The sequence below is a fragment of the Microvirga sp. HBU67558 genome (genome assembly GCF_018069605.1).
GTDB classification, from domain to species: domain Bacteria; phylum Pseudomonadota; class Alphaproteobacteria; order Rhizobiales; family Beijerinckiaceae; genus Microvirga; species Microvirga terrae.
In genome coordinates, this window is the sequence record NZ_JAGPUP010000516.1 from 24,254 (window position 1) to 43,483 (window position 19,230).

Here is a 19,230-nt window from a genome sequence, read left to right on the forward strand (position 1 = left end):
TTTGGCATGGCATTCACACGCGTCAACGGAATCGTTCTGCATCATCAGGTGCTCGGGCAGGCTGACGGGCCGGCGCTCGTCTTCGTCAATTCCCTCGGCAGCGACCTCCGCATCTGGCAGGACGTCGTGCCGGCCTTCGCGGATAGGTACCGGATCGTCCTCTACGACAAGCGCGGGCACGGGCTCTCGGACGCGCCGCCCGCGCCCTATACGATCGACGATCATACGGACGATCTCCTGGCGCTGCTCGATCAACTGAAGGTCGACAGGGCCGCTGTCGTCGGCCTCTCCGTGGGCGGCATGATCGGCCAGCGCATCGCCGTGCGGGCTCCCGAGCGGGTCCGGGCGCTCGTGCTCTGCTGCACGGCCGCGAAGATCGGCACGCCGGAAAGCTGGGCCGAGCGCATCGCGGCCGTCGAGGACGGCGGCATCGAGCCCATCGCCGACGCCGTGCTCCAGCGCTGGTTCACGCCGCTGTTCCGCGAGACGCGTCCGGACGAGGTCGCGGGCTGGCGCAACATGCTGGTGCGTACGCCCGATCACGGCTATGCCGGCACCTGCGCGGCGATCCGCGACGCGGACCTGCGGCCTGATGCGGGCCGGATCGCCGCGCCGACTCTCTGCGTCGCCGGCGACCAGGACGGGTCGACGCCGGCCGACGTGGTCAAGGGCACGGCGGATCTCGTTCCGGGCGCGCGCTTCGCGCTCATCGACGGGGCAGGGCACATCCCCTGCGTCGAGAAGCCGGCCGTGCTGTCGCGGCTCATCGGCCAGCATCTTGAGGAGGCGGGACTTGTCTGAACAGGAACGAAGCGAACGCTACAAGGCCGGCATGGCGGTGCGCCGCGAGGTGCTCGGGGACGCCCACGTGGACCGGGCGACCGCCCAGATGACGGAGTTCGACGCCGATTTCCAGACCTTCATCACCGAAGGCGCCTGGGGGTCGGTGTGGTCGCGCCCCGGCTTCACCAAGCGCGAGCGCTCCATCGTGACCATCGCGCTCCTGGCCGCGCTCGGCCAGGACGACGAGGTCGCCATGCATGTGCGCGCCACGCGCAACACGGGCGCGACCAAGGAAGACATCAAGGAGGCGCTGCTGCACGTGGCCGTCTATGCGGGCGTGCCGGCGGCGAACCACGCCATCAAGATCGTCAAGAAGACATTCGCCGACATGGAAGCCGCTTCGGAACAGGAAGGCGGATCCGGGAGGAACAAGCATGAGTGACAACGGCCAATATTTCCAGCGTGACCGGACCTGGCATCCGCCGGCCTTCACGCCGTCCTACAAGACCTCGGTGCTGCGCGCGCCGCAGCAGGCGCTGATCTCGCTCGAGAACACGCTCTCGGAATCGACCGGTCCGGTGTTCGGGCATTCCAAGATCGGCCCGTTGGACAACGACCTGATCCGCAACTACGCGAAGACCGGCGAGGCCATCGGGCAGCGCATCGTCGTCTACGGCCGGGTGCTCGACGAGAATGCCCGTCCGGTACCCGGCGCCCTGGTGGAGTTCTGGCAGGCGAATGCCGGCGGGCGCTACCGCCACAAGAAGGAAACCTATCTCGCGGCCATCGACCCGAATTTCGGCGGCTGCGGGCGCATGATCACGGACGAGGAGGGACGCTACTGGTTCCGCACCATCAAGCCCGGCGCCTATCCGTGGCCGAACGGCGTGAACGACTGGCGCCCGGCGCATATCCATTTCTCGATCTTCGGCCACGCCTTCGCGCAGCGCCTGATCACCCAGTGCTATTTCGAGGGCGACCCGATGATCTGGCAGGACCCGATCGCCATGACGGTGCCCGACAGGGCCGCCGTGGAACAGCTCATCGCGGCGCTCGACCGGCAGAACACCCTGCCGATGGATTCGCTCGCCTACAAATTCGACATCGTCCTGCGCGGCCGCCGCTCGACCATGTTCGAGAACCGGATGGAGGGGAACTGATGGTTCAGAAGCTCGATTTCCTGAAAGAGACGCCCTCGCAGACGGCGGGACCCTATGTCCATATCGGCACGAACCCGAACTGGGTCGAAATCACCGGCGTCTGGAACGAGGATCTCGGACTGGTGCTGGTCGGCCCGGAGACCAAGGGCGAGCGCATCATCGTGAAGGGCCGCATTTTCGACGGCGCCGGCGACGTCCTGCGCGATGCCCTCGTGGAGATCTGGCAGGCGGATGCCGAGGGGCTCTACAACAGCCCCGAGGAGACCCGCGGCAAGGCCGATCCGAACTTCGTCGGATGGGGCCGTCAGCCCTGCGACGGCGCCACGGGCGAATACCGCTTCGAGACCGTCAAGCCGGGCCGCGTGCCGTTCCGGGATGGACGGATGATGGCCCCGCACATCACGGTCTGGATCGTCGCGCGCGGCATCAATATCGGGCTGCACACGCGCCTGTATTTCTCCGACGAGGAGGCGGCCAACGCCGAATGCCCGGTGCTCGCCCAGATCGCCCGCAAGAACCGGATCCCCACCCTGATCGCCACCCGCGGCGAAGAGAACGGTCTGCCGGCCTACACCTTCGACATCCATCTCCAGGGTGACAAGGAAACCGTGTTCTTCGACATCTGATCGCCGACCCGAGAGCATATCATGGCCAAGTTCCAGAGCCTCAAGGAGGCCGTCGCCGAGAACCTGCGCGAGGGCGACACGGTCGCCTTCGAAGGGTTCACCCACCTGATCCCCCATGCGGCCGCCCACGAGGTGATCCGCCAGGGGATCCGGGACCTCACCGTCATCCGCATGACCCCGGACATCGTCTACGACCAGATGATCGGCATGGGTCTGGTGAAGAAGGTGATCTTCTCCTACGCGGGCAATCCCGGCGTCGGCCTGCTGCGCCGCATGCGCGATGCCATCGAGAACGCCTGGCCGCGCGCCATCGAGACCGTGGAGCACAGCCATGCCGCCATGGCCAACGCCTACGAGGCGGGCGCGGCGGGCCTGCCCTGCGCGGTGTTCCGCGGCTATCGCGGGGCGGGCCTGAAGGAGGTCAATCCCTCGATCAAAAGCATCGTCTGCCCGTTCACCGGCGAGGAGCTGGCGGCCGTGCCGGCGCACCGTCCGGATGTTGCCGTCATCCATGCCCAGAAGGCGAGCCGGCGCGGCGACGTGCTGGTGGAGGGCATCATCGGCGTGCAGAAGGAGGCCGTGCTCGCGGCCAAGCGCTCGGTGGTGACGGTCGAGGAGATCGTGGAGGATTTCGACGACCTGCATCCCAATCTCTGCGTGCTGCCGCATTGGACCGTCACGTCCATCGCGCAGGTGCCGGGCGGCGCGCATCCCTCCTACACCCACGGCTATTACGACCGCGACAACGCCGCCTATCTCGAATGGGACAAGATCTCGGCCGACCGCGATCTCTTCACCGCCTGGATGAAGGAGAACGTGCTCGACCAGGGGCCCGAGGTGTTCGCCCAGCGCGTGAAGGGATTGCAAGCATGACCAGCCTGTCCGACTTCACGCCCAACGAGATGATGACCATCGCGGCGGCCCGGGCCCTGTCCAACGACGATGTCTGCTTCGTGGGCATCGGGGCGCCGTCCGCCGCCTGCAACGTCGCGCGCCTGACCCATGCGCCGGACATCACCCTCATCTACGAGAGCGGCACCATCGGCACGGCGCCGAACGTGCTCCCGCTCTCCATCGGCGACGGCGAGCTGTGCGAGACCGCCGTGACGACCGTGTCCGTGCCGGAGATGTTCCGCTACTGGCTCCAGGGCGGGCGCATCTCCATCGGGTTCCTGGGCGCCGCCCAGCTCGACCGCTTCGGCAACATCAACACCACGGTGATCGGCGATTATCACAAGCCCAAGGTGCGCCTGCCCGGCGGCGGCGGCGCGCCGGAGATCGCCAGTTCCTGCAAGGAGGTGTTCATCACCATGAAGCAGGCGACCCGCGGCATGGTGGACAAGATCGACTTCTACACGTCGTTCGGCCATGGCGAGGGCGGCAACCACCGCGAGCGGCTCGGCATCACCACGAAGGGCCCCACGCTCCTGATCACGGATCTGGCCATCTGGAAGCCGGATCCGGAGACCAAGGAATTCACCGTGGTGTCGATGCATCGCGGCGTGACCCGGGATATGGTGCAGGAAACCTGCGGCTGGACGGTGCGATTCTCCGAGCGCCTCGAGGAGACGCCTCCGCCGACCGACCTCGAACTCACCACCCTGCGCGAGCTTCAGGCCCGGACCGAGAAAGCTCACGGCGGCAAGAAGGGGACTTGAGATGCGTGAAGCCTTTATATGTGCCTATGTGCGCACGCCCATCGGCCGCTATGGCGGCTCCCTGTCCGGCGTCCGCGCCGACGACCTTGCGGCCGTGCCCCTGAAGGCGCTGCGGGAGCGCCTGCCGAACCTCGATTTCGAGGCCGTGGACGACGTGATCTACGGCTGCGCCAACCAGGCCGGCGAGGACAACCGCAACGTGGCCCGCATGGCCGTGCTGCTCGCGGGATTGCCGGGTGTGATCCCCGGAACCACCATGAACCGCCTCTGCGGCTCGGGCATGGACGCGGTGATCGCGGCGGCCCGCGCCATCAAGGCGGGCGAGGCCGAGATCATGATCGCGGGCGGCGTCGAATCCATGTCGCGCGCGCCCTTCGTGATGCCCAAGGCCGACACGGCGTTTTCACGCAACGCCGAGATCTACGACACCACCATCGGCTGGCGCTTCATCAACCCGCTGATCAAGAGCCAGTACGGCGTCGATTCCATGCCGGAGACCGGCGAGAACGTGGCGGCCGATTTCAACGTCTCCCGCGAGGACCAGGACGCCTTCGCCCTGCGCTCGCAGAAGAAGGCGGCGGCCGCCCAGGCCAACGGGCGCCTCGCCCGGGAGATCGTTCCGGTCACGATTCCGAAGCGCAAGGGCGATCCGGTCGTGGTCGACACGGACGAGCATCCCCGCGACACCACCATCGAGCAGCTGGCGAAGCTCCCGACGCCGTTCCGCAAGGACGGCACGGTGACGGCCGGCAACGCGTCCGGCGTCAATGACGGCGCGGCGGCCCTGATCGTCGCCTCCGAGGATGCGGTCCGCAAGTTCGGGCTCGAACCGATCGCCCGCGTGCTCGGCGGCGCTACGGCCGGCGTCGCGCCGCGCATCATGGGCATCGGCCCGGCGCCCGCCACCAAGAAGCTCTGCGCGCGCCTCGATCTGAAGCCGACGGATTTCGACGTGGTGGAGCTCAACGAGGCCTTCGCCAGCCAGGGCATCGCGGTCCTGCGCGAGCTGGGCATTCCGGAGGATGCCGAACACGTCAACCCGAACGGCGGCGCCATCGCGCTCGGCCATCCCCTCGGCATGTCCGGCGCCCGCATCACCGGCACGGCCGCCCTGGAGCTGAAGCTCACCGGCAAGAGGCGCGCGCTGGCCACCATGTGCATCGGGGTCGGGCAGGGCATCGCCATCGCCCTCGAGGCAGTCTGACGCGAGGTCCGTGACGATGCACACGCTCCCCCGTCCCGTCCTGCAGGCCCTCGTCGGCGACGAGGTGGTGGAGGCGTTCTTTTCCAACGAGGCCGAACTCGCGGCCATGCTGCGGGTCGAATCTGCCCTGGCCGAGACCGAGGCCAAGGTCGGGCTGATCGCCGAGGACGCCGGGCGCCGGATCGTCGAGGTCTGCGGCGCCTTCCAGGCGGACTGGGGCAAACTCGCCGAGGGCCTCGCCCGCGACGGCGTGATCGTTCCGGATTTCGTCAAGCAGCTGCGCGCCGCCGTGGGCGAGCCCCATGCGAAAGCCGTGCATCTGGGAGCGACCAGCCAGGACATCATCGACACCGCCCTGGTCCTGCGCCTGAAGAGCGTCGTCGAGATCCTCGGGCACCGGCTCGATACGCTGATCCATTCCCTCGACGGCCTGAAGCGCCGGGACGGCGCCGTGCGCCTCATGGCCCATACCCGGATGCAGCGGGCGCTTCCGTTCACGGCGTCCGACAAGATCGACACCTGGCTCCAGCCCCTGGAGCGGCACCGGGAGGCCCTGCAGGACCTCGCTCTCCGCCTGCTCGTCGTTCAGCTCGGCGGCCCGATCGGAACCCGCGGTGAGCTGAAACAGCACGGCGACGCGGTCGCCGGCCAGATAGCCGAAACCCTGGGGCTCGGCCTCGCTCCATCGTGGCATTCCCAGCGCGACAGGATCGGCGAGTTCGGGGCGTTCCTGTCGCTGCTCACGGGCACTCTCGGCAAGCTCGGGCAGGACGTCGCCCTGATGGCGCAGAACGAGGTCGGCGAGGTGAAGCTCGCCGCAGGCGGAGGCTCGTCGGCCATGGCGCACAAGTCCAATCCGGTGCCCGCCGAGGTGCTCGTCGCGCTGGCCCGCTTCAATGCCGGAATGCTCGGCACCCTGCATCAGGCTCTCGTGCACGAGGGCGAGCGCTCCGGTGCGGCCTGGACGCTGGAATGGATGGTGCTGCCGCCGATGGTGGTTTCAGCCGCCGCAGCCCTGAGCAGGGCTCACGGACTGATCGCCGGCATCACCTTCGCGCCCTCGAAAGCCGTCGAGACCTGACCTCCGTCAGGCATCGCCGACGATCACGGTGACCCGCCCGGAGCCGCCGCAATCCGGGCACGGCTTCTGCCCGACGCTGCCGGATCCGTCGCAGGTGGGGCAGACGTTTTCTCCGGTCTGCTTGGCGCCCGGCACATCCTCGTCCCCGGGATTCTTCCGATCGGTATCCGACATGAGCTGGCTCCTTCGCTGGGTAACGCCGGGGACCTTCGCGGGTTCTGGCGAGGGTCAGGCCATGGCGCTCTGCTGCAGGGCCCGGAAGGCGAGGGGCGCGAGCCCGGTCCTCTGCTTGAAGAAGCGGGCGAAATAGGCCGGGTCGTCGAAGGCCAGGGCCAGCGCGATCTCCTTGGCGCTCATGGTGGTGAAGGTCAGGTAGCGCTTCGCCTCGAGGACGATCCGCTGGTGCACGATTCCGAGCGCGGTGTCGCCGAGATGCTCGCGGCAGATACGGTTGAGATGGGGCGCCGTCAGGCCGAGCCTGCGGGCATAGGCGTCGATCGGCTGGTGGCTGCGGAAATCCCGGTCGACGAGTTCCCGGAAGCGCAGGGCGTGCCGGAGGGCCGGGCGCCCGGACCCGTTGTGGCCGGGAGCGGCCGCCGAGCCCAGCAGGCGATGGATCGCGATCAGGATCAGCATCAGCCGGGCCTGGATCGCCTCGGAACGCCCGTGTCCGCGCCCGCCGAACTCCTCCGCGAGGCACGCGATGTCTCGGCTCAGCGTGCGGCTGATGTCCTCATGCTCGCCGAGATCGGCCACTTGAACCGACCGGAACGTCTCGCGGACACCATGCATGTCCGCGAGGATCTGGGACAGGCGGCTGTCGAACAGCGTGAGGACCGTTCCCGCGACGTCCGGCGAGAAGGCGTAGCCGTGCACGCTCATCGGGGGCAGGGCCACGAGGGCAGGGCCGGTCAATCCTGTGCTCCGGCCGTCGATCACGATCTCCGCCGTCCCGGCCGCGAGATGCAGGATCTGGAATAGCCGCTCGTGCCGGTGCGGCAGGATCCTGTAATTGTGCAAGCGGCTGCGGACCTGGATGGTCTCGCAATGAACCCAGTCCGCCGCCGGATCCTCGCCGGATTCTCCATAGAGCGCGTAGGTTGGAATGTCGGCGATGGTCACGTCGGGTCGATCCGTCCTGCATCAGCGAATGTTCGGAATGTCCAATCTGATGCTCGCTTTGTCTATTGGCCGTTGGGCGGCCGGAGTTCATTCTTGGACCCAATGAACAAGGCGGCCGCGGCTGCCATTCCGGAGGAGATCGCGCATGCGCACCAAGGTCGCCATCATCGGGGCGGGACCCGCCGGGCTCCTGCTCGGCCGCCTTCTCGACAGGGCCGGGATTGACACCGTCATCCTCGAACGGAGGAGCCAGGATTACGTGCTCGGACGCATCCGCGCCGGCGTCCTCGAACAGGGCACGGTCGAGCTCCTGGACAAGGCGGGCGTCGGCGAGAGACTGCATGCGGATGGGCTCGTCCATGACGGGGTCGAGCTCTGCTTCGACGGCGACAGGCACCGCTTCGACTTCCGCGCGCTGATCGACAGGACGGTGACCGTCTACGGGCAGACGGAGGTCACCCGCGACCTGATGCAGGCCCGCGACGCTTCGGGCGCGACCACGATCTACGAAGCCGAGAACGTGTCGCTCCACGGCTTCGACAGCGACCGGCCGAGCGTGCGCTACGTCAAGGACGGCGTCGAGCACGAGATCGCCTGCGACTTCATCGCCGGGTGCGACGGCTATCACGGGGTGGCGCGCGCCAGCGTGCCGGAGGGCGCCATCCGCACGTTCGAGCGGGTCTATCCCTTCGGCTGGCTCGGCATCCTGGTCGACAGGCCGCCCGTCGCCGAGGAGCTGATCTACGCGCATCACGAGCGCGGCTTCGCCCTGTGCTCCATGCGTTCGCACAGCCGCAGCCGCTACTACGTCCAGGTGCCGGCGGACGAGAAGGTCGAGGCATGGTCGGACGACCGCTTCTGGGACGAGCTGCGGCGCAGGGTCGACCGGGAGACGGCCGACGCTCTGGTGACCGGACCTTCGATCGAGAAGTCGATCGCGCCCTTGCGGAGCTTCGTGGCCGAGCCGCTCCGGTTCGGGCGTCTCTTTCTGGCCGGCGACGCCGCCCATATCGTGCCGCCCACCGGCGCCAAGGGGCTGAACCTCGCGGCGAGCGATGTCGGGGCCCTGGCCGAGGCGCTCGTCGAGTTCTACGCCGAGCGGTCCACCGCGGGCGTCGACGGGTATTCGGCGCGCGTGCTCGCGCGGATCTGGAAGGCCGAGCGGTTCTCCTGGTGGATGACCTCGATCCTGCACACCTTCCCCGAGACCGACGCCTTCAGCCGCCGGATCCAGCGGGCGGAGTTCGATTACCTCAGAAGTTCCGACGCTGCCGCGCGGTCCCTGGCGGAGAACTACACGGGGTTGCCGATGTGAGTTTCCGGCTCGGCCTCACCGGATCGGGATGGCCGGCACAAGGCCGGCCATGACGCGGAGTGTTTTCGACCGCGGACTTCTTACGTCTTGTCGGCCTTGGCGAAACTCTCGTGGCGGTCCGCGATGGCGCTCGCCAGGGAGCCGTCGAGGCCGAGCTCGTCGATCATGCGGCTCGCCTCGCGCATTTCCGCCGCGCGCCGGATGCCGTGCTGGCGCACGCGGGACATCATGGTCCTGGCCAGATTTTCCCAGTCCATGCCCGGATACGAGGCCGTCAGGCTCGCCAGGACGGCCGGCATGACGCCGGCCTTGTCGGACGCCAGCGAGAAGTCCACCATCAGGGCCTCCATGCCCTTGATCACGATGCTGCGGCACAGTTTCGTGGCGGACGCCGTGCCGATCCCGGTGCTGACCGGGGTGATCCGCATGCCGAGATCGTTGAGGCGGGCCGAAACCTCCGCGGCTCTTTCGCCGCCGCTCAGGATCGGAACCGCGAGTCCCGGCTCCTTCACGGGCGCCATGACGGCGAACTCGACGAAGTCGGCGCCCCGGTCCCGCACGGGCTTCGCCACCCGCTCCTTGGTGGCGGGAGAGACCGAGTTCAGGTCGACATAGATCTGCGAGGCATGAAGATGCGGCGCCACCTGTTCGGCCGCCGCGACGGCCGAGTCCGCCGTGACGGCGGAGATCACGATGCCGGCCCCCCGGCACGCATCCGCCGGGCCGTCCGCGGCGTGAACGCCCGCCGCCAGAGCCCGCCGCCGCAGCTCCGGACCTTTGCCGGGATCGTCGAACAGGATGTCGTAGACCCTGATCCGCACGCCCGGCTTGCCCGCGAGCTGGTAGGCAAAAAGCTGTCCGACTTCTCCATAGCCGATGAAGGCGATCTCGAGGCTCATGTGTGTGCACCGCTGATTAAGGGGACCTGTGACCGTCAGTCCTCGTCCTTGTATTCGACATAGGTGAGACCCGCCTTCGCCAGCGGCTCGCGCATCTTGTAGAGGTCGAGTCCCAGCACGCCGGACGCGAGGGTCTCGCGCTTCGATCCCTCGTTGGCGACACGTGCCTCCCCGGCGACGGCAACGGCTTCGGCCTCCCGGCGCGGCACCACCACGACGCCGTCGTCGTCGGCCACGATCACGTCGCCGGGCTTCACCAGGGCGCCGGCGCAGACCACCGGAACGTTCACCGAGCCGAGGGTCGCCTTCACGGTGCCCTTCGCGGAAACGGCGCGGGACCAGACGGGGAAGCCCATCTCGGTCAGGGTCTTCACGTCGCGCACGCCGGCATCGATCACGAGGCCGACCACCCCGCGGGCCTTCAGGGAGGTTGCCAGCAGGTCGCCGAACATCCCGTCGGTGTTGTCCGTGGTCACGCCGACGACCAGGATGTCGCCCGGCCGGCACTGCTCGACCGCCACATGGATCATCCAGTTGTCGCCGGGCTGGGCGAGCACCGTCACGGCGCTGCCGGCCACCTGGGCGCCGGCCCAGATCGGCCGCATGTAGGGCTTCATCAGGCCGACGCGGCCCATGGCCTCGTGGGTGGTCGCGGTGCCGAGCTCGGCGAGGCGATAGACCATGGACTGATCGACGCGCGGAATGTTGGTGACGACGACGGGCTTCATGCCAGTTCCTCGACGATCTGGGGGAAGATGCGCTGGTAGGCCTCGCCGTAGGTCATGGCCCGGCCCGAGTTGCGGCCGCCCTGCATGCCCCGGTTCAGGGCCACGCGGGTGTAGTATTCCCAGAGATGCTTCTGGGCCGCCAGGATCTCGAAGGCCTTGCGCTTCGTCTCCCACACGTCGTCGATGTTGAGGATCACGTTGGGCTTGTAGTTGCACTGCTCGGGCTGGTGCGGCTCGAACAGGAACACCGGCGGGGCATTGTAGGCCAAGTCCGGGCTCGGCTTGTGGCCCGCCGCCTGCGCGATGATGCGCGCCTCCTGGGCGAAGCGCGTCGCCTCGGGATGGTCCACGTTGTACGGGTCCTCCAGGGAATGCGTCAGCACGAAGGAGGGCTTGAGCTCGCGGAAGACGTCGACGAGGCGGTCGAGCATCTCCGGGGTGGTGTGGAGCGGGTAGTCGCCGGCGTCGAAGAACTCGATCTCGGCCCCGAGAGTCTCGGCGGCGCGCTCGGCCTCCTCGCGCCGCTGCGCCTTCACGTCGGCGAGCGATATGTCGCCCTTCTTCCAGGCCCACTGGCTCTCGCCGCGCTCGCCGAAGGACAGGCAGACGATCTTCATGCGATAGCCCTTCTTCGCATGGAGCGCGATGGCGCCGCCCGCGCGCCATACGAAGTCGCCGGGATGGGCGGTGACGACAAGTCCGGTCTTTCCAGTGCTCATGATGTCCTCGAGAAGAAGCGTTGATTCAGGCGGCGTCCCGGCCGGTGTCGAGCGCCTCGGCCAGGGTCTCGTGCGCGAAGGCATGGCCCTCGAAGAGCAGGCGCGCGGTGCGCAGGAGCCCGGCCTTCTCCACGACCGGGCTGTCCTCGGTTCCCCCGACCTCGATCACGACGCTGAACTCGCCCGTCGGGTGTTCGACGGACAGCGTCTTCTCACGGCCCGGCGGGATCCGCGCAACGCGGGCCGCCGGCGATCCCGGCAGCACGCAGGCGGTCGCGACCGTGACGGCGGCGAAAACCCCGATGGAGGCATGGCATTCATGGGGGATGAAGCTGCGGGTGCAGACATGCCCGCCCGCTTGCGGCGGCGCCACCAGGGCCATCTTGGGCACGACCTTGGACGAGACGTCGCCGAGCCCCATGAGCCGGCCGGCTTCGAGGCGGATCTCCTCGAGGCGTGCTTTCAGTTCCATGTCCTTGTCGAGCACGTCGCGGGGCTCGTACCCGGTCCGGCCCACGGCGGCGGCTTCGAGCACCACCACGGGCATGCCGTTGTCGATCAGGGTCGCGTCGATCCCGGCGACGCGGTCGACGGCCTTGCCGGTGGGCAGAAGCGAGCCGCAGACGGAGCCCGCGGCGTCCAGGAACTCGACGGCGATCGGCGCCGCGGTTCCGGGCACGCCGTCGATGCGCGCGTCGCCCCCGTAAGCCACGCGACCGTCGGGCGTCTGCACGCTAAGCTCCGCGATGGTGCCGGTGTTCACCGTGTGCACGCGCACCCGCGTCACGGGCCCGCGCACAGGCACGAGGCCGCGCTCGATGGCGAACGGCCCAATGCCGGCGAGGATGTTCCCGCAATTGGGCGTGACGTCGATCTTGGGCTTGTCCACGACCACCTGGCCGAACAGGAAGTCCACGTCGCAATCCGGACGCTGCGACTTCGACACGATGGCGATCTTGCTCGTGAGCGGATGGGCGCCGCCCATGCCGTCGATCTGGCGCGGATCGGGCGATCCCATGATGGACAGAAGGAGCGCGTCACGCCGCGCCGGATCGGACGGAAGATCCTGTGCGAGGAAATAGGCACCCTTCGAGGTGCCGCCCCGAAGGATCATGCAGGGAATGCGAGGCTGAATGGTCCGTCTCCCGCCGTCTGGTCGATGATGGGCTGGAAGGGTGCATCAGCGGTATGGGTGCATCAAATGATCTGTTTATGGGCTTTCATGAATTTTTTTCACTCAGTCGTGTGGTCTTCCGCCTGCGCCCTGCCGAGGACGCCCGCTTCGGCTCGCCGAAGGTCTGCACGATGAGCCGGCGCAGCTCGTCCGCGAGGGGCGAGAGCGGGGTGCCGCGTTTCGAGATGATGCCGAGCTGGCGGGTGACGCTGGGATTGCGCAGAGGAATCAGCCTGAGCCCGCGCTCGTCGACCGTGTCGAAGGCGAGGCTCGGGATGACCGTGAGGGCGACGCCCGCTCGGACGAGGGCGACGGCGGTCTGGATGTGCTGGACCTCGAAACGCCAGCTCAGGGTCTCCCGGCGGCTCCCCAGGGCATCGTCGATGATGATCCGGTTCCCCGTCTGCGGGCTGATCCGGATCAGCGGCTCCTCGGCGAGATCGGACCAGCTCACGTCCGATTGCGCCGCCAGAGGATGGTCCTCGGGACAGACCAGCGTGAACGGATCCTTGATCAGCATCTCGATGTCGAAGTCCCACCGGTGGGCCGCCACCAGGGTGATGCCGAATGCGATCGTCCCGTCCTGGACCAGGTTGCTGATCTCGGTGGCCGAGTTGTCGTAGATGCGCAGCACCACGTCCGGATGCCGCTCCTGGAAGCGGCGCAGGGCCCCGGGCAGGCGGCCGGACGCGATGGTCGGGAGGCACCCGATCGATAGGGTTTCCTGGCGGCTGCGGCCCTCCTGGCGGAGTTCGTCGAGGGAGCCCGCGAGATTCTCGATCGTCTCCTTCACCTTCGGCAGGAGGTTGAGCCCCGCCTGGGTCAGCGATACCTCGCGGGTGGTGCGCGACAGAAGCTTCACGCCGAGATCCTCTTCCAGCTTGCGAATCCGGTGGCTCAGAGCCGTCTGAGAGAGATTGAGATGCGCCGCCGCATGCTGGAAGCTGCCGCGCTCGGCGATGGCCACGAAGGCATGAAGGCCGAGAAAATCGATGCGCATCGGGTCTCTCTATCCGCTCTGAGGAAGCCACCATTCGGGCTGGCGTCGATATATGAAGTATCTTCATCAATCGCCAAAAACAAACCATTTGCTTCATTTCACCGTGGAAGCATCTCATGGGCGCCGCAACCGCTCGATGAAGGTCAGTCCGTTCGCATGACGTCAGCGCCGACGATTCCGCCTCCGCATCCCGATCCGCACGTTCCGTCCTTCAAGCTGCCGCCGAGGACCTGCGACACTCATTGTCACATCTTCGGGCCGAACGAGCGCTACCCCTACGTGCCGGAGCGTCCTTACACGCCGCCGGATGCCCCGCTGGAGATGTTCCGCGCGCTGCACGACCGCCTCGGCGTCGAGCGGGCGGTGATCGTCAACGCGACGCCGCACGGACGCGACAACCGGGTCGTAACCGACGCCATCGCCCAGAGCAACGGGCGCTACAAGGGCGTGGCGAACGTGGACGAGACCTTCAGCGACCAGGATCTCCGACGTCTCGCCGACGCCGGCATCACCGGATGTCGCTTCACCTTCCTGCCGCGTCTTGGCAAGCTGCCGGACATGTCGTCTTTCGACAGGATCGTCGAGCGGATCGGCGTCCTCGACTGGCATGTAGATCTCTATCTTCCCGCGACCCTGCTGACGGATTTCCGGCCCCGGCTGACGGCGCTGCCCGTTCCCTACGTGCTCGACCACATGGGGGTCGTCGATGCGAGCCTCGGGCTCGACCAGCCCGCCTTCCAGGCCCTGCTCGATCTGGTGCGGGACGACGAGAAGTGCTGGGTCAAGGTCACGTGCCCGGAGCGCATCTCGCGGGCGGGGCCGCCCTTCCACGATGTCGCGCCTTTCGGCAAGGCTCTGATCGACGCGGCGCCCGACCGGGTGCTGTGGGGAACGGACTGGCCGCATCCGAACGTGCCGGTCATGCCCGACGACGGCGATCTCGTCGATCTCATTCCGCTCTACGCGCCGGATCCGCACATCCGGCAGAAGCTTCTCGTCGACAACCCCGCGCGCCTCTTCCGCTTCGCGGAGTGAGGGGCATCGCCGCAAGCCTGCCAAGACAGGCGGCGCGACATGAAAACAGGGAGAAATACGTCATGCTTGGAACCCTCACGAGACGATCCCTTCTGGCCCTCGCCGTGGCGGCCGGGCTCGGAAGCGCCGCCCACGCTCAGCCCGCCTATCCCACACGTCCCGTGAAGGTGGTGGTTCCCTTCGGGGCCGGCGGCGTGGCCGACATCACCATCCGCATCGTGTCGGAGAAGCTGAGCGAGAAGCTCGGGCAGCGGTTCATCGTCGAGAACATGCCGGGCGCCGGCGGCATCACGGCGGCCCGGGCGGCCCTGTCGGGCGGCTCGGACGGATACACCCTGACCATGCTGACGAACGGCACCGCGATCAGCGTGCCGCTGTTCGCGAAGCTCCCGTTCGATCCTCAGGCGGATTTCGTCCCGATCTCGACCCTTGGCACCTTCGACTTCCTCTTCGTGGTCAACGCGAACTCGAAGTTCGAGAACCTCAAGGATTTCCTGCAGCAGGCCAAGGACAAGCCGGGCAGCCTGAACGTCGCCACGGTGGCGGTCGGCAGCTCGCAGCACCTCGCCTCGGTTCTGTTCAAGCAGGAGACCGGGGCTGATCTGGTCCACGTGCCGTTCCGCAGCACGCCTGATGCCCTGGTGTCCCTGCTCAGGGACGACACGCATTTGCTCATCGACAGCCAGGCGGCCGTGAAGTCCGGCCTCGAGGGCAAGCAGGTGAGGGCGATCGCGTCTTCCGGCCCGCGCCGCTCGGCCGCCATGCCGGACGTTCCGACCGTGCGGGAATCCGGGTTCGAGAGCTTCGACGTGACCTCCTGGAACGCGCTCTTCGCCCCCAAGGGAACCCCGCAGCCGATCATCGACACCCTCAACAAGGCCCTGCAGGACATCCTCAAGGAGGACGACGTCAAGGCACGCCTTCTTGACCTCGGGATCGAGGCGCGGAGCGAAACGCCGGCCGAGCTGAGCGCGCGGCTGCGCTCCGACATCGAGAAGTGGCGGGCGGTGATCGAGAAGGCCGGCATCCCGAAGCAGTAGGCGCCGGTCCATGAAGGATTTTCATCAATCCTTCAAAACAAACCATTTGCTTCATCTTTGGCCGCTGGCTCATCCTTGCCGGCGTGAGGAACAAGAACGACCCATGAGCAAAGGGCCGACCATCGTCCTGCTGCCCGGGCTCCTCTGCGATGCCAGCATCTGGGAGGCGCAGAGGGCAGCGCTCGCGCCCCATGCCGACATCCGGATCGCAGATTTCTCGCAACTCGATTCCATCGACGCGATGGCCCGCTCCGCGCTGGCTCTCGCCGACGGGCCTCTGTTCGCCATCGGGCATTCGATGGGGGCGCGCGTGGCCATGGAGATGGTCCGCCAGGCGCCCGAGCGCATCGAGAAGCTCGCTCTCATCGACACAGGCGTCGACAGCCGGCGGGACGGCGAGGCGGAAAAGCGCCAGGTCCTGATTGACCTCGCGTTCGCGGAGGGCATGGAAGCCCTGGCCGACCGGTGGCTGCCGCCGATGCTGCACGAGGGCAGGGCGGAAGATCAGACGCTTCTGACTCCCCTCAAGGCCATGGTGATGCGTGCCACGCCCGAGCAGCATCACAGGCAGATCCAGGCGCTTCTCAACCGTCCGGACGTTCGGCCGCATCTCGAGGCCATCACCTGTCCTACCCTGGTGATGGTCGGACGCCAGGACCGCTGGAGCCCGCTGGCCCAGCACGAGGAGATGGCGCGCCTGATCCCGAACGCGGAACTCGTGGTGATCGAGGACAGCGGACACATGTCCCTGCTGGAGCAGCCCGAGCAGGTGTCCCGGGCCCTGCTGCGGTTTCTGGGTTTCGAGAACGACCGCATGGCTGCCGAGCGCGGCGCAGCCGGAGAGGTTGAGCCGATGAGCCACGACACCATTCCGGACACGCCCCTGTTCGACCGCAAGCGGTCGCTTCGCGGCTACCGGATCAACAAGATGGCCATGGGTCTCGGCACGGCCGCCAACCGGGAGGCGTTCCGCCAGGACGAGAGCGCCTATCTCGACCGCTTCGGTCTCACGCCGGAGGAGAAGGAGGCGGTGATGACCCGCAACTGGCGCGAGATGGTGCGCCTGGGCGGCAACCTCTTCTTCATTCTCAAGATCTCGGCCGTCGATCCGGTCCGCATCACGGAGATCGGCGCCCATCAGGCGGGCATGGAACACGCGGATTTCCTGCGGGATCGTTTGGGGAAGAAGTAGGAATGGCAAAACTCATCGGAGGTCTCGGAACGTCCCATGTTCCCTCGATCAGCGCGGCCCTCGACAAGGGGCTGCGGGATACGCCGGACTGGAAGCCGTTCTTCGACGGATACATCCCGGGCCAGGACTGGGTGCGGGAGCACAAGCCCGACGTGGCCGTGGTGATCTTCAACGATCACGGCAACACGTTCTTCCTCGACAAGGTGCCGACCTTCGCGGTCGGCTGCGCGGAGGAATACCGGCCGGTCGACGAGGGCTGGGGGCCGCGGGCGATCGCTCCGTTCGAGGGAGCGGTCGACTTCTCGTGGCATTTCATCGACACCCTGGTCGAGAACCGCTTCGACCCGATGATCTGCCAGGAGATCGAGGTCGATCACGGCCTGCAGGTGCCGATGGAGCTGTTCTGGGGCAAGCCGGACGCTTGGCCCGTGAAGGTTGTGCCGATTTTCGTTAACGTCATCCAGTACCCGATCCCGCTGCCGAGCCGCTGCTACGAGATGGGGCGCGTTCTGCGTCAGGCCATCGAGAGCTATGACAGCGACGAGCGCTTCGTCGTGGTCGGAACCGGCGGGCTGTCCCACCAGCTCCAGGGCGCCCGCGCGGGCTTCGTCAATCCGCAGGCCGACCAGGCCTTCCTGAACGATATCGCGGCCGATCCCGACAGGCTCGCGAAGATGTCGCGGGAGCAATATGTCGAGATGTTCGGCAGCGAGGGCGCCGAGCTCATGATGTGGCTCGTCATGCGCGGCGCCATGGATCCCGATGTGGTGGTCCGGCACAAGCACTACTTCGTGCCGGCTTCCATGACGGGAGCCGGCATGATCGTCCTCGAAAACCGGGCGGACGCCGCCCGGGAAGCGGCCGCGTGACGCCATGTACTGGCTCATGATCTGCCGCCACCGGAACGACGCGGCAGATCTGCGCGAGCAGCACCGGGATGCGCACCGCCGGCATGTGGCTACCGGGGGCGGAGGGCTCGCCCGGGTGCTGATCGGCAGCGCCCTGACGGAGGACGACGGCGAGACGCCGAACGGGAATTTCGGCGTGCTCGAAGCGCCGTCCCGCGAGGCCGCCCAGGCTTTCGCGGAGAACGATCCGTACGCCCTGGCCGGTCTCGTCGAGTCGATCGAGATCATCGCCCTGGCGTCGCGGTTCCAGGCCCACCGGATCGACCCGATGACGCCCTAGACGACACGAGTCGTGACACTCGACGCCACAAGAACAAGCCGGAGGAAACAATCGATGCAGGACAATCCGCCCGTGAGCTCCGCTCGCCGCGCCATCACTCGCCGCCAGATCCTGATGGGAGCGGCCGCCCTGGGCCTGTCCGCAGGCTCTTCGGCGCGGGTATCGGCTCAGACCTGGCCGAGCCAGAACATCCTGCTGGTCGTTCCGTTCACGCCCGGCGGATCGACCGACATCCTGGCCCGGCTGCTCGGTCAGCGGCTCGAGGCCGCCGTGAAGAACCCGGTGATCGTCGAATCCCGTCCCGGCGCGGGCGGCTCCGTCGGCGTCGGTTCCGTGGCCCGCGCGACCCCGGACGGCCATACCCTGGTGATGGGCCATATCGGCACGTTCGCCGTGAACCCGGCGCTCTATCCCAAGCTGGCCTACGATCCGATGAAGAGCTTCGAGCCGGTGAGCGGCATCGCCAACGTGCACAACATGCTCGTCGTCCACCCGGACGTCCCGGCCAAGAGCCTGCAGGAGCTGATCGACTACGCGAAGCAGAATCCGGGCAAGCTCAACTACGCGTCCGGGGGCATCGGCAGCGCCGCGCATATCGCGACGGTCGCCCTCTGCGATCGTACCGGCATGTCGATGACCCACGTTCCCTATCGCGGCACGGCCCCGGCGGTGACGGATCTGCTCGGCGGACGGGTGCAGGTCATGTTCACCGGCGCGCCGAACCTGGTTCAGCACGTGGAAGGCGGCACGATGCGGGCTCTCGCCGTGTCCGGCCTGTCGCGCCTCGAGGCCGCCCCCACCGTGCCGACCGTTGCGGAATTGGGATTTCCCGGTTTCGAAGCGTCCCAGTGGTACGGGATCCTCGTGCCGGCCGGCACGCCGAAGCCCATCGTCGATCGCCTCAACGCCGAGATCAGGGCCGCCATGGGCGCGCCGGAGATCGCCGAGCGCCTGTCGCTCGAAGGCGCCGAGGTTTGGACCACGACGCCGGACGAGTTTCGCCGTCATATCGCCAGTGAGATGGCGCGCTGGGGCGATCTCGTGAAACGCGCCGGGATCAAGCCTGAATAGCCGCGGGATCGCGGACATGACCACCATCCCGGGTTCCTGCAAGAGGCCGACAAGTGCCCGACGGAGATACCGGGGAGATTGCAACGGGAGGAAGCACAGATGTTACGACGGACTTTCATCAGCGCCGCCAGCGCCGCGGCCGCCCTGCTGGCCCTGAGCGGGGCTGCGTCGGCCCAGGAGCCCCTGAAGATCGGCCTGATCCTGCCGATGACCGGCCCCTTCGCGTCGACGGGCC

At 67.5% G+C, this 19,230-nt stretch carries 22 protein-coding genes; 15 read left to right on the forward strand and 7 right to left on the reverse strand.

The genetic code is table 11. The annotated features are described in order from the left end of the window. Positions 1–6: 6 nt before the first annotated feature. The 8 genes from pcaD to KBI52_RS14665 are packed head-to-tail and all read left to right on the forward strand — an operon-like array spanning position 7 to position 6,512. Entirely contained in the window at positions 7–801 is a 795-nt protein-coding gene (gene pcaD, locus KBI52_RS14630; protein ID WP_210808358.1) for a 3-oxoadipate enol-lactonase, read from the forward strand. Positions 802–832: 31 nt separating this feature from the next. Then, the gene (pcaC, locus tag KBI52_RS14635) at positions 833–1,225 is read left to right on the forward strand and encodes a 4-carboxymuconolactone decarboxylase (protein ID WP_371823173.1); all 393 of its coding nucleotides are present in this window, start codon (positions 833–835) and stop codon (positions 1,223–1,225) included. Beyond that, entirely contained in the window at positions 1,218–1,943 is a 726-nt protein-coding gene (gene pcaH, locus KBI52_RS14640) for a protocatechuate 3,4-dioxygenase subunit beta (RefSeq protein ID WP_210808362.1), read from the forward strand. Before pcaC ends, pcaH begins: the two co-directional genes overlap by 8 nt. Beyond that, a complete protein-coding gene (gene pcaG / locus KBI52_RS14645; protein WP_210808364.1) occupies positions 1,943–2,569 on the forward strand; it encodes a protocatechuate 3,4-dioxygenase subunit alpha in 627 nt (208 codons plus the stop codon). The genes pcaH and pcaG overlap by 1 nt, the downstream gene beginning before the upstream one ends. Before the next feature lie 21 nt (positions 2,570–2,590). Then, the gene (locus KBI52_RS14650) at positions 2,591–3,442 is read left to right on the forward strand and encodes a CoA transferase subunit A (protein ID WP_210808366.1); all 852 of its coding nucleotides are present in this window, start codon (positions 2,591–2,593) and stop codon (positions 3,440–3,442) included. After that, positions 3,439–4,227: a CoA-transferase subunit beta gene (locus KBI52_RS14655; RefSeq protein ID WP_210808368.1), complete on the forward strand. Its 789-nt coding sequence runs from the start codon at positions 3,439–3,441 to the stop codon at positions 4,225–4,227. The genes KBI52_RS14650 and KBI52_RS14655 overlap by 4 nt, the downstream gene beginning before the upstream one ends. A 1-nt stretch (position 4,228) precedes the next feature. Then, the gene (pcaF, locus tag KBI52_RS14660) at positions 4,229–5,431 is read left to right on the forward strand and encodes a 3-oxoadipyl-CoA thiolase (RefSeq protein WP_173948301.1); all 1,203 of its coding nucleotides are present in this window, start codon (positions 4,229–4,231) and stop codon (positions 5,429–5,431) included. A 16-nt stretch (positions 5,432–5,447) separates the two neighbouring features. After that, positions 5,448–6,512, forward strand: coding sequence for a 3-carboxy-cis,cis-muconate cycloisomerase (locus KBI52_RS14665; RefSeq protein ID WP_210808370.1), 1,065 nt, complete (start codon positions 5,448–5,450; stop codon positions 6,510–6,512). 6 nt (positions 6,513–6,518) lie between these two features. On the opposite strand, the gene KBI52_RS14670 is transcribed toward KBI52_RS14665, so the two are convergent. Together KBI52_RS14670 and KBI52_RS14675 are read right to left on the reverse strand one after the other, a co-directional pair. After that, entirely contained in the window at positions 6,519–6,686 is a 168-nt protein-coding gene (locus KBI52_RS14670) for a hypothetical protein (protein WP_173948299.1), read from the reverse strand. A gap of 54 nt (positions 6,687–6,740) precedes the next feature. Beyond that, on the reverse strand, positions 6,741–7,634 hold the full coding sequence (locus KBI52_RS14675) for a helix-turn-helix domain-containing protein (protein WP_210808372.1): 894 nt from the start codon (positions 7,632–7,634) through the stop codon (positions 6,741–6,743). Between the two features lie 145 nt (positions 7,635–7,779). On the opposite strand from KBI52_RS14675, the gene pobA reads away from it, so the two are divergent. Then, entirely contained in the window at positions 7,780–8,949 is a 1,170-nt protein-coding gene (pobA, locus tag KBI52_RS14680; protein WP_173948297.1) for a 4-hydroxybenzoate 3-monooxygenase, read from the forward strand. Between the two features lie 80 nt (positions 8,950–9,029). On the opposite strand, the gene KBI52_RS14685 is transcribed toward pobA, so the two are convergent. The 5 genes from KBI52_RS14685 to KBI52_RS14705 form a co-directional block, all read right to left on the reverse strand. After that, on the reverse strand, positions 9,030–9,848 hold the full coding sequence (locus KBI52_RS14685) for a DUF1932 domain-containing protein (protein WP_210808374.1): 819 nt from the start codon (positions 9,846–9,848) through the stop codon (positions 9,030–9,032). Positions 9,849–9,883: 35 nt separating this feature from the next. Then, positions 9,884–10,576 carry a 4-carboxy-4-hydroxy-2-oxoadipate aldolase/oxaloacetate decarboxylase gene (locus tag KBI52_RS14690; RefSeq protein ID WP_210808376.1) on the reverse strand — a complete coding sequence of 231 codons (693 nt, stop codon included), beginning with the start codon at positions 10,574–10,576 and terminating at the stop codon, positions 9,884–9,886. After that, positions 10,573–11,295, reverse strand: coding sequence for a PIG-L deacetylase family protein (locus KBI52_RS14695; RefSeq protein WP_210808378.1), 723 nt, complete (start codon positions 11,293–11,295; stop codon positions 10,573–10,575). Before KBI52_RS14695 ends, KBI52_RS14690 begins: the two co-directional genes overlap by 4 nt. Before the next feature lie 25 nt (positions 11,296–11,320). After that, the gene (locus KBI52_RS14700) at positions 11,321–12,409 is read right to left on the reverse strand and encodes a 4-oxalomesaconate tautomerase (protein ID WP_210808380.1); all 1,089 of its coding nucleotides are present in this window, start codon (positions 12,407–12,409) and stop codon (positions 11,321–11,323) included. A gap of 106 nt (positions 12,410–12,515) precedes the next feature. Beyond that, on the reverse strand, positions 12,516–13,469 hold the full coding sequence (locus KBI52_RS14705; RefSeq protein WP_210808382.1) for a LysR family transcriptional regulator: 954 nt from the start codon (positions 13,467–13,469) through the stop codon (positions 12,516–12,518). Positions 13,470–13,625: 156 nt separating this feature from the next. On the opposite strand from KBI52_RS14705, the gene KBI52_RS14710 reads away from it, so the two are divergent. The 6 genes from KBI52_RS14710 (at position 13,626) to KBI52_RS14735 (ending at position 18,995) form a co-directional block, all read left to right on the forward strand. After that, a complete protein-coding gene (locus KBI52_RS14710; protein ID WP_210808384.1) occupies positions 13,626–14,504 on the forward strand; it encodes an amidohydrolase in 879 nt (292 codons plus the stop codon). 62 nt (positions 14,505–14,566) lie between these two features. Next, positions 14,567–15,544 (forward strand): tripartite tricarboxylate transporter substrate binding protein, encoded by a 978-nt coding sequence (locus tag KBI52_RS14715; RefSeq protein ID WP_173948290.1) that lies wholly within the window; start codon positions 14,567–14,569, stop codon positions 15,542–15,544. Between the two features lie 103 nt (positions 15,545–15,647). Then, on the forward strand, positions 15,648–16,736 hold the full coding sequence (locus KBI52_RS14720) for an alpha/beta fold hydrolase (protein ID WP_210808385.1): 1,089 nt from the start codon (positions 15,648–15,650) through the stop codon (positions 16,734–16,736). 2 nt (positions 16,737–16,738) lie between these two features. Then, positions 16,739–17,605: a class III extradiol dioxygenase family protein gene (locus KBI52_RS14725; protein WP_173948289.1), complete on the forward strand. Its 867-nt coding sequence runs from the start codon at positions 16,739–16,741 to the stop codon at positions 17,603–17,605. A gap of 4 nt (positions 17,606–17,609) precedes the next feature. Continuing rightward, positions 17,610–17,924, forward strand: coding sequence for a YciI family protein (locus tag KBI52_RS14730; RefSeq protein WP_173948288.1), 315 nt, complete (start codon positions 17,610–17,612; stop codon positions 17,922–17,924). 54 nt (positions 17,925–17,978) lie between these two features. Further along, positions 17,979–18,995: a tripartite tricarboxylate transporter substrate binding protein gene (locus KBI52_RS14735; RefSeq protein WP_210808387.1), complete on the forward strand. Its 1,017-nt coding sequence runs from the start codon at positions 17,979–17,981 to the stop codon at positions 18,993–18,995. Positions 18,996–19,230: the final 235 nt, after the last annotated feature.